The sequence below is a fragment of the Ralstonia sp. GX3-BWBA genome (assembly GCF_003290055.1).
Taxonomy (GTDB): domain Bacteria; phylum Pseudomonadota; class Gammaproteobacteria; order Burkholderiales; family Burkholderiaceae; genus Ralstonia; species Ralstonia holmesii.
The window spans coordinates 22,551-40,257 of record NZ_QMKS01000022.1; the positions used below are offsets into that span (position 1 = coordinate 22,551).

12 protein-coding genes and 1 pseudogene are annotated in these 17,707 nt (G+C 62.5%); 8 read left to right on the forward strand and 5 right to left on the reverse strand.

Going from position 1 to position 17,707, the window contains the following annotated elements; genetic code table 11:
* Nucleotides 1-677: 677 nt before the first annotated feature.
* Both DOD19_RS20545 and DOD19_RS20550 read left to right on the forward strand, forming a co-directional pair.
* Nucleotides 678-2,798: an RHS repeat domain-containing protein gene (locus DOD19_RS20545; protein ID WP_239498061.1), complete on the forward strand. Its 2,121-nt coding sequence runs from the start codon at nt 678-680 to the stop codon at nt 2,796-2,798.
* 10 nt (nt 2,799-2,808) lie between these two features.
* Nucleotides 2,809-3,219: a hypothetical protein gene (locus DOD19_RS20550; RefSeq protein WP_112187736.1), complete on the forward strand. Its 411-nt coding sequence runs from the start codon at nt 2,809-2,811 to the stop codon at nt 3,217-3,219.
* Between the two features lie 176 nt (nt 3,220-3,395).
* On the opposite strand, the gene DOD19_RS20555 is transcribed toward DOD19_RS20550, so the two are convergent.
* Nucleotides 3,396-3,728: a hypothetical protein gene (locus DOD19_RS20555; protein WP_162634412.1), complete on the reverse strand. Its 333-nt coding sequence runs from the start codon at nt 3,726-3,728 to the stop codon at nt 3,396-3,398.
* Nucleotides 3,729-4,548: 820 nt separating this feature from the next.
* Nucleotides 4,549-5,235: pseudogene (locus tag DOD19_RS20560) on the reverse strand (SOS response-associated peptidase family protein); the annotation flags it as partial.
* A 657-nt stretch (nt 5,236-5,892) separates the two neighbouring features.
* Between DOD19_RS20560 and DOD19_RS20565 the strand changes: the two are divergent.
* Nucleotides 5,893-6,219 carry an EthD family reductase gene (locus DOD19_RS20565; protein WP_024979031.1) on the forward strand — a complete coding sequence of 109 codons (327 nt, stop codon included), beginning with the start codon at nt 5,893-5,895 and terminating at the stop codon, nt 6,217-6,219.
* Nucleotides 6,220-6,383: 164 nt separating this feature from the next.
* Here the strand turns inward: DOD19_RS20565 and DOD19_RS20570 are convergent, their stop codons facing one another.
* Nucleotides 6,384-7,097 carry an SDR family NAD(P)-dependent oxidoreductase gene (locus DOD19_RS20570; RefSeq protein WP_343226199.1) on the reverse strand — a complete coding sequence of 238 codons (714 nt, stop codon included), beginning with the start codon at nt 7,095-7,097 and terminating at the stop codon, nt 6,384-6,386.
* A 132-nt stretch (nt 7,098-7,229) separates the two neighbouring features.
* Between DOD19_RS20570 and DOD19_RS20575 the strand changes: the two genes are divergently transcribed.
* Nucleotides 7,230-8,177, forward strand: coding sequence for a LysR family transcriptional regulator (locus tag DOD19_RS20575; protein WP_112187740.1), 948 nt, complete (start codon nt 7,230-7,232; stop codon nt 8,175-8,177).
* A gap of 141 nt (nt 8,178-8,318) precedes the next feature.
* Here DOD19_RS20575 and DOD19_RS27565 read toward each other — a convergent pair whose 3' ends face one another.
* A complete protein-coding gene (locus DOD19_RS27565; RefSeq protein WP_162634413.1) occupies nt 8,319-8,789 on the reverse strand; it encodes a hypothetical protein in 471 nt (156 codons plus the stop codon).
* 276 nt (nt 8,790-9,065) lie between these two features.
* On the opposite strand from DOD19_RS27565, the gene acnB reads away from it, so the two are divergent.
* Nucleotides 9,066-11,651, forward strand: coding sequence for a bifunctional aconitate hydratase 2/2-methylisocitrate dehydratase (gene acnB, locus DOD19_RS20590; protein ID WP_024979027.1), 2,586 nt, complete (start codon nt 9,066-9,068; stop codon nt 11,649-11,651).
* Nucleotides 11,652-11,804: 153 nt separating this feature from the next.
* Here acnB and DOD19_RS20595 read toward each other — a convergent pair whose 3' ends face one another.
* Nucleotides 11,805-13,508, reverse strand: coding sequence for a hypothetical protein (locus DOD19_RS20595; RefSeq protein WP_112187746.1), 1,704 nt, complete (start codon nt 13,506-13,508; stop codon nt 11,805-11,807).
* Between the two features lie 324 nt (nt 13,509-13,832).
* Between DOD19_RS20595 and DOD19_RS20600 the strand changes: the two genes are divergently transcribed.
* From DOD19_RS20600 to DOD19_RS20610, 3 genes are all read left to right on the forward strand, one after another.
* A complete protein-coding gene (locus DOD19_RS20600; RefSeq protein WP_112187748.1) occupies nt 13,833-14,699 on the forward strand; it encodes a LysR family transcriptional regulator in 867 nt (288 codons plus the stop codon).
* A gap of 61 nt (nt 14,700-14,760) precedes the next feature.
* Complete coding sequence (locus DOD19_RS20605; protein ID WP_239498062.1) at nt 14,761-15,918, forward strand: putative 2-aminoethylphosphonate ABC transporter ATP-binding protein; 1,158 nt, start codon at nt 14,761-14,763, stop codon at nt 15,916-15,918.
* Between the two features lie 7 nt (nt 15,919-15,925).
* Entirely contained in the window at nt 15,926-17,698 is a 1,773-nt protein-coding gene (locus DOD19_RS20610) for a putative 2-aminoethylphosphonate ABC transporter permease subunit (RefSeq protein WP_112187955.1), read from the forward strand.
* Nucleotides 17,699-17,707 lie beyond the last annotated feature (9 nt).

Sequence of the window (17,707 nt, forward strand, 5' to 3'; positions counted from 1 at the left end):
ATGCTCGGTTGAAGCACGCAACCTCGGAGACGTACGGCTGGCTGCGGTGGCGATAGTGCAGTGCCGGCCGATAAAAGTACGGCTCAACTCACATTGAAAATGTTCTAACTTGCGTAGCGCGGGAAGAGTGCTGAGAGTCTGGTTTCCAACAAAATGACAGCACCGGGGAAGGGATGAAGCAATTGGGGGCAGTTTGGCCTGCGTCCACGCTGGCAGGCAGCGCAAGGGCGTGGGTGTATGTGGCAAGGGGCCTGCGATTTGCCTTCGCGGCTGCGGTCCTGTTCATTGGAATGCCTGCGTTTTCTAACGCACAGGCGGTCGATCCCGCGGCCAATGGACATCGTTGGCAATGTTGGGGCGGCGAGATTTACGGGAATGGCCCAGTGGCAGCGTGCGCGGCACTCGGTCAGAACATTGAAGCCGTCCAAGGTGTCTCGTTTCAAAACGTCTCCTGCTCGATGGAGTACGACACACGAGCAATTTGCAAGCTGACTTTTACATCACATGGTGTCCCTAGCGCCTCTTCGGACCAGTACGCCGCTTGGCAGGAGAGCGGTTGTGTGGGCGGTTATGCCCTGCAGCCTGACGGAACTTGCAAGGCGCTACCTGCTCGCCCCCCGGTTCAGGCATGTGCGGTCAGCCATCCAGTCATTCCCGGGACGGGCACTAAGATTCTTTTGGAAAGTGACAACGACGGTGCTGCAGATCTTCCGGTAACGCGCTCCTATCATTCGTTTGACATTTTTCGTGCGAGCGGTGGTGCCAATCAGTTGCCGTTTAACTGGCTCTTCAATTGGCAGCGGCAGATCGATCCAAGACTCTTCCGGTATGTGGATCCCCAGATTTCGGTCCTCAGAGAAGATGGTTCGATGTTGGTATTCCGTCAGAGCGGAAGCTCGTGGAGTGCGGACGGTACCGAGGACACATTGGAGCCCCAGACCAGCGATACGGGTGCAGTATCGAGTTGGCTGTATCACGTTAAGAGCACAGGCGCCACCGAGACCTATGGTGCGACGGGGAAGCTGCAATCCGTCCGCCAACGCAATGGTAGAACGACAACGCTGACTTACAACGCGCAGAGTCAGCTCGTGCAAGTCACCGCCCCTAGCGGGCGAAGCCTGACCTTTGCGTACGACGCCCAAGGCCGCGTCTCCAGCATCACCGCGCCCGATGGCGCCGTCACCAAGTACGCCTACAATGCGAACAGCATGCTGACCACCGTCACGTGGCCAGACAACACCATGCGGCAGTACGTGTATGAAGACACCCGATTCCCCACGGCCCTCACGGGCGTCATCGACGAAGCCGGCGTGCGGAATGCCACCTATGCCTATGACGATCAGGGGCGGGCGATCACCAGTGAATTGACCGCCGGGGCGGATCGGTATCAGTTCCAGTATCAGGCGAACGGGCAGACGACGGTGCTGACGCCGGATGGCGGGAGCAGCGTGTATAGCTTCCTGAAGCAGAACGGTGTGTTGTTGCCGACTGGGGTGAGTGCGCCGTGTCCGCTGTGTGGGAGCACGTCGCAGAGCGCGGATTACGACGCCGCCGGCAACGCGACGCGCAGGGTGGGCTATGACGGGTCGGCTACGACGTATATCTACGATGCGCAGGGACGGGAGACGCAACGTATCGAAGGCGCCGGTACATCAAATGCTCGGACAACCACCACTGAGTGGGACTCGGCCACCGGTCTGCCGAGCCGCGTAGCTTCGCCTGGGCGTGTGGATGTTGTTGAGTATGACGAACAAGGGCGCGCCAAACGGTATCTCTGGTACCCGACCTCGGACGTCAGTGGCGTCAGTGGTTTCGGTGCTAGCCCGAGCGGTAGTACAAAGATTGTCGACTGGACGTACAACGACGCGGGGCAGTTGGCTTCAACCGTGGAGTCGATCGATAGCACTGTTACCGCCAAATGGGCCTTCACTTACGATGCAGTGGGACGACTGGCCACAGTCACGACCCCGCAAGGCACAGTGGGCCGCGCGTTGAGTTATGACGCTGGTGATCGCCTGCTCGAGGCGGTCGATCCTGATGGAAGGCGGGTGACTTACACCTATACCGCGCGAGGTTCGTTGGCAAGCCTGCAAGTCGACGGCCAGACGATCAGCTATACCTACAATGCGCTCGGTTTTCTGACGTCGGTATCTGGTCAGGATGGCGTCTATATCGGCTACGAGTACGATGCAACACATCGCCTCACGGCACTACTGGTGCCGGCGGTGGGAGGCGCTCAGGAATCGATGCAGTTGAAGTCTGTCAGCACATCGCCCTTTTCGCAGAGTGTCGTCAGTGAGAGCGCTCATCAAGGGCAAACAACCTGGTCGAGAATTTGGCGCGCGATAAAGCGGTGGATCAGCATGCTTGTGGGTTCTGCACATGCTGGCGACAGTATGACTCGTATTCCGGTACCCAACGCTGGGTTGCCCCCACCACAGGGCGGCGGGTGCAGCAATGGGGAGTGTGAGCAGAGTTTCCTGAGTTGTACGGCCAACTGCATTACCGCGTATGACCCGCTCAGCGATGAGTTCAAGGCGACTCTGACCGGCCTCGGTGGCACGTTCCCGAAAGCTCTGGTCGGACTGCCTCGTGGCCTCGGCGGAGCAAGTTCGATGACGACCGTGCCTAGCGCTGTGGCGCATGCTCTTGGTGGCGGCGGCGCGCGAACTGTGGGAGGCGCCGCCCGCACGCTTGGGCGAGTGGTTTCGCCGATCTGGATTGGCTATGGGGTGTATCTGGCTGGGATGGAGACTTACTCTCTCGCATCCTGCAGTTCAAACAAGTGCGCACATTGATATCTACGTTATGAATCCTATTCTGATCGCTGCTCTTGCAATCGCACTCGGTGGTGGAGCGGTACTGCTGCGGAAGAGCCGCCGCCGAAACAATCTACGGGCGCTCGCTAGTCGAGAGTCGCTCAGCGATATTGAGATCTACAAACAGTTCTACGCCGGCGACAAATTCGACGAGGCGGCCGTGCGTTCCGTCTGGAACGAGATTGCCGAGACGCTACGGGTGCCGGCCGACAAGCTGCGTCCGACTGACAAGTTCGGAGCCGACGTTGGCGCCTGGTCAATCACGAGCGAAGAGCTGGATACGTTGGGCGAGTTGGCAGCGAAACGCGCAGCGCTTCAGGGTAAGGAGGTCGACATCGCCTCTCTCGCAACGGTCGATGACTATGTGAGGGCGTTCGCAGCGAATGCGGTGCACGGCTAGTGCCTGCCAGGGGGCGGCAGCAAAAACAAGCGTGAGCGATCAGACATGCATGGCATACCGATCATGCCTGCGATGAGAATTGCGGGCGAATCTGCGATCGGATGTACTGCGTAACCAAGGGCAACAACCGACGAAAACGGCGAGCGCAAGCGCCCGCCGCCCGCGTTACGCAGCCATCAACCGTTCAATTGTGGCGGATCTTGCTCATCCCGATGTTCGACCTCGCGCAGCTTCCACGAAGCACGATCGAAACGGAACACCGCAACCTGCGGCGGAGGCAAGTGCAGCGTCGCTCGGCGAACGGTATCGATGACCAAATCGGTCAGCGCATCGTTGTCGAGTGGCGTTGCAATCACGAAAGACATATCGTGGAGTGCGAAGCGCTTGCCGTTGTCGCCGACGACGCGTTGGTGACAGCCGATTGCTGCAAGACGCGCTACGACGCGATCATAGTCGTCGGTAGCGCCGTCGCGAACGGCGACGAGTACTAGATAGTTGGATTGGATCATGATTGTGAATCCGAAATCGACGCAGCGAAACTGATGCAAAAATTTTTCTCAGTTCGCCGGCGCATTACGTACAATCGATCCTGAAGACCGTTACTAACACCTAACAGTTTTGGAGCCGAAATTTTCGGCGGCAAATTTGACGGTGTGTAACACATCGGCGCTGCGCTAACAGCGTTGATGCCTGTCTTCAGGTTCAGCCTTTCAGTCTGTGCCTCAGGCCCGGGTGCGTTTCCTTGCTAGGGGACATGCGCACTTCGGGCCTATTCTTTGCGGCGTCCGGTATGGCACGGGCGACCGGACACCTATCCCTATCTCACGATACATCTCCTGTTCGCGCCACAACCTGTAGTGGTCGTGGACCGCCCATGACCTAATGATAGCGGCGCTGTTCGAGTTCACAAGAACGGTCAGGAATACCGCATTCACCGACTCCTGGGACCGGCTCATTCAGACCGGGCGCTGACGTGGCAGTGCGCGGGTGACTTGTGCCTAGCATATCGGAACCATCGCTCCGATCAAGCCTTGACAGCTGGCGGCGGTTGGGGGTTTTTGCGATCGAAATGCAGTTCTTTTCGTGCGCCGAAAGCCGCCGAGGACCGCTGGCGGCCGCGGTATGACGCGCTATGTGTGGGTGCGCAATGACTCGCCCTTCAGAAAAATTCTTTCTATCGAGGGCGAAAATTCGATAGCTTCGGTGGCTCCCAAGATGGACTCCCAAACTACGGCTGGTCGGCGGACGAAGTCGTAGTGGCGCCCGGAGCTAAATGGCCCGCTTCTCGGCGCGGATCAAATCCGGGCAAACTGCACTGAGGAGGACCCCTTACGTCGCATTGCGATGCGTGTAGTACGGACGCAGCTTGTCCTCAAGAATCGCATCTACCGCATCGAGGCTGCGCGGCTCCGGGTTCAACCACGCATCAATGTTCTCCGGCTTGATCGGTATCGGGCAGCGGTCGTGCCCGGCCTCTGCAATCTCCGGCGGCGGATCGTCGGTGATGATGGCGAACGACAGCAGATCCTTTTCGCCGGGCTTGGTCGCGCGCCAGTGTGACCACACGCAGGCGACGAGCAGCGTCTGCGGCGGGTCGGGGCGGAATTCGAGCACGACGTTTTTGCCGTCTGGTCCGGTCATGTTCTCATAGAACGCGTCGACCAGGACCAGGCCGTGCGTGTGGCCGTACTGGCCTTTCCAGAAGCCGCGCAAGTTGCCGCGGCGGGCGTTGTAGGTGCCGGGATACTGTTCGTCGTAGATGGCCGGTTTGCCGGCGGGGCGGCACTGGTAGCGCATCGGTTTGACGACGCGCCGGCCGTTCTCCATGACCATCACGGGCGCGTACCAGCCAGGGAAGATGCGCGAGTCGCGCGGCTTCAGCTCGGTGCTCTTGATCTCTTCGAGTTTGCCCTTGGCCGCCGCGATCTTGTTGGTGGCGATGCGGACGTCTTCGGCGGCTTTCTTGGTGGTCTTGGTGGCGAGGGCCTGCTGGGCTTTCTCCAGCCGCTCCGTTTGTTCGATCAGCACGGGCGCATATTGGAAGGCGCTCCGAGGGGCGTATCGATTCGCTCATTCGCGTAAAACGTTTGCTGCGAACCAAAAAAAGCGCCCTGCACACGCGGGCGTGACGCTCCCCCCCTGATGAGCCGTCATAAAACGCAGGAGACGCAAAGTAGGGACCATTGAGCATCCTGCGTATGTTCATTATCGGTGATCAGAACAGAAACCAAACCACCAAGAAGGGGGAGTTTCCGGCCGTGTATTGCAAGCGGTCACCACCGGTGGGCTGGCGGTCGCTCGCCTCTGATCTTGACGATCATCCCTGGCAGCCAGCTCTCCTTTTGCGGCGCCAAACGGGGAGTCGGGGTAGACGAAATACTGTTCGACTTCTACGCGCCAGGCGAAGTACCCGACTTCGTGGAGAGCGCGGATTTCCCACAGGTGGTGGCGCTTGGCTTATCGCGCCGCTGATCTTCCGTGACTTTGCCCGCAAATTGCCCACATTCGAATCGCAGTTCATCGGGATTCTGTGCCAAAACTCCGGCTTAACCCATTGATGTGTCTGGTCGTCCGGAACGGAAGTCTCACACTCCCTCGACTGCAGGACGGTATGATCGTCGGCACTCACGAGAATCGCTGGGCGACGACGCCAATGATGGCAAGGAGAACCGCATGATCAAGGTCACCGTGATGTACCCGTACACCGAAGGCGCGCGTTTCGACCACGCCTATTACCGCGACCGGCACATGCCGATGGTGAAGGCTAGGTTGGGGAGTGCCTGCGCCTACTACACCGTCGAAAAAGGCTTGGCCGGTGGAGCGCCTGATACACCGCCTGCCTTCGTGGCGATGTGCGCGTTCATCTGTGATTCGGCCGAAGGCTTCCAGGCCGCCATGCGAGAGCACGGCGCCGAGATCCTGGGCGACATTGCCAACTATACCGACATCGCCCCGGTGGTTCAGGTCAGCGAGGTCGTCGTCGAGCGGTCGGATCGTTGAGCGCGCCCGATCGCGAGTCATACGCTGCCGTGCGGATCAAGCGCGGAAGTCCTGGCCAGCGGACACCGATGTCCGCAGCCCAACTCCCGGTCGCGGCGACCACGGCTCTAGCATCGTGCGGCGAGCACGTGCAATGCCGTTTTCTCCATACCAGCCCATCCGAATCACCAGCGGACAGTCCTGCCGCGGTAGTCGAGATACTCAAGGCCAGGTCGCCCCAGTTTGTTCAGAATCACGTTCACGACGCCTGGAACACTCTCCTCGATTGACAATCGTCCCTCGGGGCCGCCGAGATCGGTGCGTACCCAGCCGGGGGCGATCAGCAGCATGGCCAAGGGCGTGTGAGCCTGGCGCGCTGCGAAACTGCGCATGAACTGGTTCAGTGCCGCCTTGCTGCCACGATAGAGTTCGCGCTGGCCGGATTCGTTGTCGGCAATGCTGCCTTGCCCGGACGACATGATTCCGATCAGGCCGGCCGGCGGAACAAGGTCCGCCATGCTTTCGACCACGCGCATTGGGCTGAGCGCATTGGTCATCATGAGCGCCACAAAATCCTCAGTGGAGACCTCGCCGATGGTCTGCGTTGGATCCGGATTGGTGGTCCCCGCATTGACGAACAGAACATCGAACGTCCGGCCGGACAGTCGTTCGCGCAGGGCCTGGATCTGCTCGGGCTGCGTGATGTCCAGCGTTTCGATGGCGACCCTGTCCGGATGCGCATTGGCGAGATCGTGCAAGAGCGTCCGGTCGTTGCCGGCGCGGACCGTGCCCACGACATTCCATCCCTTCTTGAGAAACTCGGCCGCCATGGCATAACCAAGGCCCCGTGAGGCGCCGATCAGCAAGACGGTGGGCGTGTGGATGGGAGCGTTGGGCAAGGCATTCTCCGTTGTGCGCAGGGGATGCTGCGTATTGTCAGAAGAGCCCGCGTTTTGCACCAGACGCCTGGCCGACAATCCACGATTGCACCAGACGCCATGGCTAGATGCGTTTTCGATTATTCTGGCCGCATGTCACGCGTCGATCTCAACCTCCTGACCGCGCTGGATGCATTGCTCAGTGAACGTAGCGTCACCGGTGCGGCCCGGCGTCTGAATCTCAGCGTCTCCGCTATGAGCCGCACACTTTCGCGCCTGCGCATCGCGACGGGCGATCGCTTGCTGTTGCAAGCTGGCCGCGCGCTGGTGCTGACGCCTTACGCCGAGCAACTGAGCCAGCGTATTCCCGCACTGGCCCGTGAAGCGGAGGCGGCGCTCAGCCGTGCTGAACTTCGGTTCGACGTGGCCACCCTTGAGCAATGCTTCACCGTGCGCGCGGGTGAAGGCTTCGTCGATCTGCTTGGCGCGGCCTTGATGGATCGCATTCTTGGCGCGGCGCCCGGCGTGCAAGTTCGCTTCACGCCCAAGCCGGACTGGAACGCGCAGCCGTTGCGGGACGGCGCGATTGATCTGGAGATCGGTATTGTCCGCACGGCTGCCCCTGAGGTCCGGACACGGCTGCTTTTCCGCGATCGCTATGTCGGGGTGTGTCGCGTGGGCCATCCTTTCCTGGGCGACGCTCGCATCAGCCTGGAGCAATGGGCAGCATGTGGCCACGTCATGGTTTCGCGTACAGGCGAAACGGAAAATGCGATCGACGTGGCACTGGAGCTGCCAAACCTTCGGCGAAAGGTAGTAATCGTGGTGCCGTCTTATATGAGCGCTATGCAACTGGCCCGACATTCGGACTTATTGGCCGCCGTTCCGTACTCCTGCCTGGGTAATGCCTTTGTAACGGATTACGCGGCTGCCAACGGGCTGCAGTATTTCGAACTACCGCTGGCCATACCCGCTTTCACCATTTCAGAGATCTGGCATCCGCGCCTCGATCACGATCCGGCGCATCAATGGTTTCGCACTGAAGTGCTAGAGCTTTGCCGGGCGGCATATCCGCAGAATCCTCCGCAACATGCGCGCTGACGGCAGGTAGGCTGTTATTGCTGAATAGTTGGCGGAACCTGCGCGTCGTAGCGGGCTGGTTTGCCGGCGGGGCGGCACCGGTATCGCCTCGGTTTTGACGACGCGCGGGCCGACTGGAGCAATTGCGGTATTGCCGTCTTCTCAGGCTGTCGTGGAGAGCAGGCCTCCCGAGCTCTTGCCTTCCGCTTGCTGCGCCTGGGCAAGTTGGCCTATTGCAGTTTCAAGTGCCGCGGATACCGAGCTTGCTTCCGTCGACAGCGCCTGAAGTTTGGCAGCTGCCTCCTTGTCGATGGTGGCCTGTTTCGATTCGGCTTCCATCTGCCGCTGCAACGCTGAAAGCCGCTGCCGCAGCGCGTTGATCTGCGCTTTCAACTGCTTGACCACGGGGCTGTCGCTTGACGCCCCTGCGTCGCCCGATGATGGATTCAGGCCAGTCGATGATCGCGCTTCGTCGGTGCTCGAGCCGATGTCGTTGCCTTTCGACGCGGATGGGGATGCCGCTTCATTCCCAACTGAAACGCGGGATGGACGGCTCGCCGCAGGCGGCAGCGCGTTGGTCGTGAGAGGGGGATCGACTCGCATAGCTGATTCTTTTTGTTTGAATGTCGGCAAACCGGGGATGTGCTCGCCGCTCTACATCGGAATCTTTTTCGGCACGTTCGCTTGGAACTTGAAGAGGCACGCAGGGGGGGCTGTGTGCCTGGAGGAGAGGGGGAAGGGCAGCATTGAACGGCTGAAGGCGGCAGGTCGCGCGGTCGACTCTTATATAAGATATAAGACATTTGACCGTGTGGGGTATTGCGATTAGAATCGCGCCCAAGCGGCGCCCGGACCAGCCTCGGGGCGCCTGAAAAGATCCCCCTGTAACGTCATCTCAGCAGGTTTCCCATGCTTGAAAACTTTCGCGCTCACGTGGCCGCCCGCGCCGCGCTCGGTATTCCTCCCCTGCCGTTGACGGCTCAGCAGACCGCCGAACTGGTCGAACTGCTGACGAACCCGCCCGCGGGTGAAGAGCAAACGCTGCTCGACCTGATCACCCATCGCGTACCCGCTGGCGTGGACGAAGCCGCCCGCGTGAAAGCAGGCTTCCTGGCTGCTGTCGCCAAGGGTGAGACCGCTTGCGCGCTGATTTCGCGTGCCCGCGCCACCGAACTGCTCGGCACGATGCTGGGCGGCTACAACATCCAGCCGCTGATCGAGCTGCTGTCTGACGCCGAAGTCGGCGCCACCGCCGCAGAGGCGCTGAAGAAAACGCTGCTGATGTTCGACCAGTTCCATGATGTGAAGGAACTCGCCGACAAGGGCAACGTGCACGCAAAGGCTGTGCTGCAGAGCTGGGCCGACGCCGAATGGTTCACGAGCCGTCCGGAAGTGCCGGAAAGCCTGACCATCACCGTGTTCAAGGTGACGGGCGAAACCAACACCGACGACCTGTCGCCGGCACCGGACGCCACCACCCGCCCGGACATCCCGATGCACGCGCTGGCGATGCTGAAGAACGCGCGCCCCGGCATCACGCCGGAAGAAGACGGCAAGCGCGGCCCGGTCAAGTTCATCGAATCGCTTAAGGAAAAGGGCCACCTGGTCGCCTACGTGGGCGACGTGGTCGGCACCGGTTCCTCGCGCAAGTCGGCCACCAACTCGGTGCTGTGGTTCACGGGCGAAGATATCCCCTACGTTCCGAACAAGCGTTTCGGCGGCGTGTGCCTGGGCGGCAAGATCGCTCCGATCTTCTACAACACGATGGAAGATGCCGGCGCGCTGCCGATCGAACTCGACGTGTCGCAGATGGAAATGGGCGACGTGGTTGAACTGCGCCCGTACGAAGGCAAGGCGCTGAAGGACGGCAAGGTTATCGCCGAATTCCAGGTCAAGTCGGACGTGCTGTTCGACGAAGTGCGCGCCGGTGGCCGCATTCCGCTGATCATCGGCCGCGGCCTGACCGCCAAGGCGCGTGAAGCGCTGGGCCTCGCACCGTCGACGCTGTTCCGCCTGCCGCACCAGCCGGCCGACAGCGGCAAGGGTTTCTCGCTCGCGCAGAAGATGGTCGGCCGCGCGTGCGGTCTGCCGGAAGGCCAGGGCATTCGCCCGGGCACGTACTGCGAACCGAAGATGACCTCGGTCGGCTCACAGGACACCACGGGCCCGATGACCCGCGACGAACTGAAGGATCTGGCGTGCCTCGGCTTCTCGGCCGACCTCGTCATGCAGTCGTTCTGCCACACCGCCGCGTATCCGAAGCCGGTGGACGTGAAGACGCACCAGACGCTGCCGAACTTCATCAGCACGCGTGGCGGCATTGCGCTGCGCCCGGGCGATGGCGTGATCCACTCGTGGCTGAACCGCATGCTGCTGCCCGACACCGTCGGCACCGGCGGCGACTCGCACACGCGCTTCCCGATCGGCATCAGCTTCCCGGCAGGCTCGGGCCTGGTCGCATTCGCGGCCGCCACCGGCACGATGCCGCTGGACATGCCGGAATCGGTGCTGGTTCGCTTCAAGGGCAAGATGCAGCCGGGCGTCACGCTGCGTGACCTGGTCAACGCGATTCCGCTGTACGCGATCAAGCAAGGCATGCTGACGGTCGCCAAGCAAGGCAAGAAGAACATCTTCTCGGGCCGCATCCTCGAAATCGAGGGCCTGCCTGACCTGAAGGTCGAGCAAGCGTTCGAACTGTCGGATGCGTCGGCTGAGCGTTCGGCCGCCGGTTGCACGGTGCACCTGAACAAGGACCCGATCATCGAGTACCTGAACAGCAACATCACGCTGCTCAAGTGGATGATCGCGCAGGGCTACCAAGACCCGCGCAGCCTGCAACGCCGCATCAAGGCGATGGAGCAGTGGCTGGCCGATCCGCAACTGCTGCAGCCGGATGCCGACGCCGAGTACGCCGCCGTCATCGAGATCGACCTGGCCGACATCCATGAGCCGATCGTTGCCTGCCCGAACGATCCGGACGACGTGAAGACGCTGTCCGACGTGGCCGGCGCCAAGATCGACGAGGTGTTTATCGGCTCGTGCATGACCAACATCGGCCACTTCCGTGCGGCGTCGAAGCTGCTGGAAGGCAAGCGCGACATTCCGGTCAAGCTCTGGGTTGCGCCGCCGACCAAGATGGACCAGAAGCAACTGACGGAAGAGGGCCACTACGGCGTGTTCGGCACGGCCGGTGCCCGCACCGAAATGCCGGGCTGCTCGCTGTGCATGGGCAACCAGGCACAGGTGCGCGAAGGCGCGACGGTCATGTCGACGTCCACCCGCAACTTCCCGAACCGCCTGGGCAAGAACACGAACGTGTACCTCGGCTCGGCGGAACTGGCGGCGATCTGCTCGCGTCTGGGCAAGATCCCGACCAAGGACGAGTACATGGCCGACATGGGCGTGCTCACCGCCAACGGCGACAAGATCTACCAGTACATGAACTTCGATCAGATCGAAGACTTCAAGGAAGTGGCCGACACCGTGCAGATGTAAGCACGCGGTGAGGCTACGGCGGGTCGTTCCTGCCGTAGTCAAGTGAAAAGGCGCCGAGGGCATTCAACCCTCGGCGCCTTTTCTTTTGGTCCTTCTCAAGGTTCCGGCGCTGGCCGAAACCAAAAGGGAGCACGCTCCCTCAGCCGCGCATTGTCAATGGATGATGATCGACACCGTTGAATATGCCGGCACCGTGATCGTCTCGCTGTACGTGCCAGCCTTCGTGCCGCGTGCGACCGGGAACTGGCCGAAGCTTTGCAGCGTGGCCGGTACCGACGTCGGCATGGTGCGCTGGCTGCTGTAGTTCGGGCCGTTCAGCGCCGGGATCGAAAAGCCGCTGTCCGAGCGAGCCGGATACGCAAATCCCGACGGGCTGCCCGGCACCGGCAGCAGCGCAACCGCCGTGCCCCAGCGGCCCGTTGCATCGCCCAGCCCTGCGCCGCCGCCGGCTTGGATGGCGCTGTTGATTACCGCAGCCGAATCCGTCGACGAGAAGTTCTGCAGCAGGTTCGTGTAGTACGCAATGCCGTACTGGCGCAGCAGGAAGCCGCCCAGGCTGCCCGAAATCGGATACCCCGGGCATGACGACGACAGCGACGGATCGAACGCCGTCAGCGAGCAGTCGTACGCGCTTTGCAGCCAAGCCGGGAAGCGGCTGTCGCGCACGTTGTTGAAGCTTGGGTCGATCTGGCTGGAGAGCACGTCTTCCATCGTCATCGCTGTCATTTCTTCCAGCCACGTGCCGTACATGTACTGCGAGCCGTGCAGCACGCCGCGCTGGTAGAAGTTGGCCATGTGCGTGAACTCATGGCCGAGCGTCGAGATGACGGTGTTCAGCCCGTCCGTGCCACCCAGGTAGATCGTTTCCGAATCCACATAGAGCGACAGCGACTGGTTCGACAGCGGCTGCGAGCTGGTGGTGAAGTTGTTGCGCGCCCAGAAATAGCCAACGCGGCCATAGGGCTGGCTATCCGGCTGGATGTTCAGCACCACGACATCGAGCGCCTGGTTCGGATCGATCAAGCTGGCGGAGCTGGAGTAGCTGCCCCACGGCTGGCCGACCAGCGAAGTGGCCAGTGCGTAGACAGACTGCGTGCCCGAAGCAAATTTGCTGATGAGCGTGTTGATGATGCCGTCGGTGATCTTGCTGGTGTCGTATTCGGTGTTTTCCACCCACAGGTTGACGATGCGGCCGTCCGTGGCCGTGGCTTGCTGGCGCAGCGTGGCCGTACGCACGGTGGCGGTGCCATCCGGCTGTTGATGGTTCCACGTACGCTGTGTGCCGACGCTGGCGACCGACTGTGGACGCAGCACCGTGTCGTTGGAAGCGCCTTGCGTCTTGAGCGGGGCGCCGCCAGTGGCGTATCCATCCAGCGCATGGATGTTGAAATCGGAGAGCTGGCGATCGAACGCTGCGTTGGCGTCATTGCCCGCCACGTCTGCGGCAGTCTTCGGGACCGGCGTGCCCGTGGCGTTCAGCAGCCCCAGGCCCGTGAGCGAGATGGACGGCATCGGCTGAGCCGCCGCACTCTGGTTGGTGTAGATGAGCGTCACGCTCTGGCCAGTCAGCCCCGCGATCGACACCGGCACCGAGCCGGCCGCTCCGCCCGTATTGGTCGCTTGCCATACGCCCACCCCGGAGCCGGCGTAGGTATTGCCCAGTGCGCCGCAGTTCGACCCGCTGCACGCCGCCGCCACGGTGATATTGGCGGACGAGCCTTGCGTGGCTGCCGGGGTGGCCCCCGAACCCCCGCCGCCACCGCCTCCACCACATGCGGCCAGGGTGCCTGCTGCTGCCACCATCATCGCGATGGTCCATTGCTTCGTGCCGCGCACGTTGTTGCTGCTGCGTTCCATCCACTTCTCTCCAAATCCGCACATACCAGAAGCCTGCGCGAGGGCGGCTCGTGACTGCCTCAAGCGCAACATGCGAACGGATTCTCAAGGCGAAGTGGCGGATTCGATTTGTGGAAATGACGGCCTCACAGGCGCCAATTCCCCCCGATGTGGGGGTACGCAAAGTTTGCGTTGTCGAAAAGGTTGAAAAAGTCGTAGCTCCGGGATGTAGATGCAGAAAACGGAGGAGGGCGCCTGGCGCCACTTTGGCGACGGAGCCGTCCGCTAGAATGGGCCGCCCGCTCATTCACCGCGCCGCAAACGCGCTCAATACGTCACCCGCCGATGCTCGTTGCGCAGCTCAAATCGTTCTTCATGGTTGCCCGCCTGGGCAGCATCACGCTGGCAGCCAAGCAGCTCGGCCTGTCGCAGCCGACCGTGACTTCGCAGATCCGCGCCCTGGAAGAGGCCTACGGCGTGGAGCTGTTCTACCGGGGCGGGCGCCGGCTCTCCTTGTCGGACGCGGGCGTGCGGCTGATGCCCCTGGTGGACCAGCTCGTGCGCCAGGAAACCGAGATCGACTTCTTCCTGCGCAACTCCGGTGACATGGGATCGGGCCACCTGCGCATCGGCGCGACGGCGCCGTATTACGTACTCGACATCGTTGATCGCTTCTGCAAAAGCCATCCCGGCATCGACGTCAGCATCGAAGCCGGCAATTCGGTGCAGATGCTCGAAGCGCTGCAGGAGTACCGGGTGGACGTGGCATCGTCGTCGCAGCGCGTGGACGACGCGCGTTTTCTGCGCATTGAACTGGCGCGCGATCCGCTTGTGCTCGTGGTGCATCGCAGCCACGCGCTCGCCGGCCAGACGAGCGTGCCGGTGCATGTGCTGTCGCAATGCCGCTTGCTGGTGCGCGAGGTGGGATCGACCACGCGCGCCATGACCGAAACGATGATGGCGCAGGCTGGCGTGACGCCGGCTTCCACGGTGGAAATCGGCAGCCGGGAGTCCATCCGGGAGGCCATCACGCGCAACCTGGGTGTCAGTGTCATCGCCCGCCAGGAAGTGCCGAGCCACGCCGATCTGCGTGTGCTGCCCTTTGAGGGTGGCGCGCCGGAGCTGAGCGAATACCTGTATTGCCTGCAGGATCGGCGTGAGGCGCGGTTGATTGCCGCCTTCCTGAGCGAAGTCCGGCCGGTCTCGTCATAGACGAACCAAAATCCGGAAATGCGCGCATTGGCGTTTTTGGGGTAACTGCCACAAGGGGTACATGTCGGCTGGCTACAGTGGCGATCGTTTTTGCCACTGTCTGCGCCCTGTGCCCATCTCTCAGCCTGTTACCAACCCGACCTCGGGTTCCGCCACACCGTTCCTGTCGGTGCGGCAAATCTCACGCCGATTTGGCGCGTTCACGGCGCTTGACGGGGTGTCGCTGGATGTGGCGCAAGGCGAATTCGTCTGCCTGCTGGGCCCGTCGGGCTGCGGCAAGACGACTCTGCTGCGCATCATTGCCGGGCTGGAGGCGCACGACGGCGGCCAGATCGTCGCCGGTGGCCGCGATATTTCCAATCTGCCCCCGCGTGAGCGTGACTACGGCATCGTCTTCCAGTCGTATGCGCTGTTTCCCAACCTGACGGTCGCGCAGAACGTTGGCTACGGGCTGGACGCCAGTAGCGGCAACCGTGCGCGCATGCAGGAGCGGGTCTCGGAGATGCTCGCGCTGGTTGACCTGGCCGGCAGCGAGGCGAAGTACCCGTCGCAACTGTCGGGCGGCCAACAGCAGCGTGTGGCACTGGCCCGCGCACTGGCACCCGCGCCATCGCTGTTGCTGCTGGATGAGCCAATGTCGGCGCTGGACGCCCAGGTGCGCGAGCACCTGCGCATCGAGCTGCGCCGCCTGCAGCGCAAGCTGAACGTCACTACGTTGATGGTCACGCACGACCAGGACGAAGCCATGGCGATGGCTGATCGCATCGCCGTCATGTCCAACGGCCGCATCGAGCAGACCGGCTCGCCGGCGGAAATCTATTCGCGCCCGGCCACCGGGTTTGTCGCCGGGTTTGTCGGCCAAGCCAACTGGCTGCCGCTGGAACGCGCGGAAGATGGCACGCCCACGCTGGCCGGCCAACCGCTGCTGCTCGATCCGGTTTTCGCCGATAGTGGGGCGTTTCAGGGCCGTCTGTTCTGCCGCCCCGAAGCCGTCACGCTGCATCCCGACGACGACGCACCCAATCGCCATCTCGCCCGCGTGGTCGACCAGATCTACCTGGGCAGCCGAACGCGCGTGACGCTGTCGATCGATGGCCTGGCCGATGCACCGCTGGTGGCCGAAGTGGCATCGAGCGCGCTGCAAACCGGCCGCAATGGCCTGGGCGACAGCAAGCTGTGGATCGCGCTGGAGCGCGACGGCCTGCGTGTGTATGCCTGAGGCCGCCATGTCGATGCTGCCCCCTGAGGCCAACGTGGTTGCGGCCACCCAATCCGCCGCATCCAAACCGGCTCGCGCCGCGGGCACGCCGTTCTGGCGTACCGATGCGCCTGTGCTGACGGGCATGAAGCTCGGCTGGCTGCTGTTGCTCGCCATCGGCTTGCTGCTGCCCACGGCGATGATGTTGTTGCAGGCCACGGGCCTGGTTGCCAGTGTGCGCAGCACAGACGAGCACGGCCTGGCGCTGGTTGCCCATGTGGTGCAGGCGCCGAATTTTCTTGCCATGGTTGGCCGTACCCTCGCGGTATCCGGTGCGGTGGCCGCCATTGTGGTGCCGCTGGCATTTGCCCTGGCTTACGCGGTGCAACGCACCCGCATGCCGTTGCGCGGCACGATGCGCACGCTGGCGATGCTGCCGCTGTTTGCGCCGTCGCTGCTGCCGGGCATTGCGCTGGTTTACCTGTTTGGCAACCAGGGCTTGTTCAAGGCATGGATGAGCGGCAACAACATCTACGGCTTCTGGGGCATCGTGCTGGGCGAGGTGTTCTACACGTTCCCGTATGCGTTGATGCTGTTGCTGGCGACGCTCACGCTGGCAGACGGCCGGCTGTATGACGCCGCCCGTGCCATGGGCGCGAGCCCGTGGCGCACGTTCCGCACGGTCACGCTGCCCGGTGCGCGCTACGGGTTGTTCGGCGCCTTCGCGTTGGTCTTCACGCTGGTCGCGACCGACTTTGGCGTGCCGACCGTGGTGGGCGGCAGCTACCAGGTGTTGGCCGTGGAGGCCTACAAGGCCGTGGTAGGCCAACAGCAGTTTGCGCGCGGTGCCGTCATCGGTTTGATGCTGCTGCTGCCCGCGCTGCTGACCTTTGCGGTAGAGCGCCTCGTGCAGCGCCGCCAGCACGCCGCGCTGGCCAGCCGCGCACAGCCATATCACCCGCGGCCGGATCGCCTGCGTGATGGGCTTTTCCTGCTGCTGAGCGTGCTGGTGGTCGGCGGGATTCTGCTGATGCTTGCCACCGCCGTTGGCGCATCGCTGGTGAAGCTCTGGCCGTACAACCTCGAACTGTCGCTGCGCAATTACGACTTCGACAACATGGATGGCGGTGGCTGGCTGGCGTATCGCAACAGTCTGAAGTTGGCTGCACTCACCACCGTGTTCGGTACCGCACTGATCTTCACCGGCGCATGGCTGGTTGAGAAAACACGCGCTGCAGGATGGTTGCAATCCGGCTTGCATTCGGCCATCCGCTTTGCCGTGCTGCTGCCGATGGCGGTGCCGGGCCTCGTGCTCGGTCTGGGCTACGTGTTCTTCTTCAACCATCCGGCCAATCCGCTCAACGGCCTGTATGGCGGCATGGCGCTGATGGTGCTCTGCACGATCATGCATTGCGCCACGGCAGCACACCTCACGTCGGTGGCGTCGCTGGGGCAGCTCGATCCGGTGTTCGAGGCGGTGTCGGCCTCGCTCAAGGTGTCTGCGCTGCGCACGTATTGGCGCGTGACGCTGCCGATGTGTGTGCCGGCCGTGCTGTCGTGCGCGCGCTATTTGTTCGTATCGGCCATGACGACCGTGTCGGCAGTGATCTTCCTCTACAGCCCCGACACCGTGCTCGCTTCCGTGGCCGTGCTGAACATGGACGACGCAGGCGACATCGGCCCCGCTGCGGCCATGTCCACGCTCATTCTCGTCACATCGATCGTCGTATCTCTGCTGCTGGAACTGGCCACGCGCGGCATCGTGCGGCGTACGCAGGCGTGGCGCACGGCGGCGCATTGAATTCGTCGT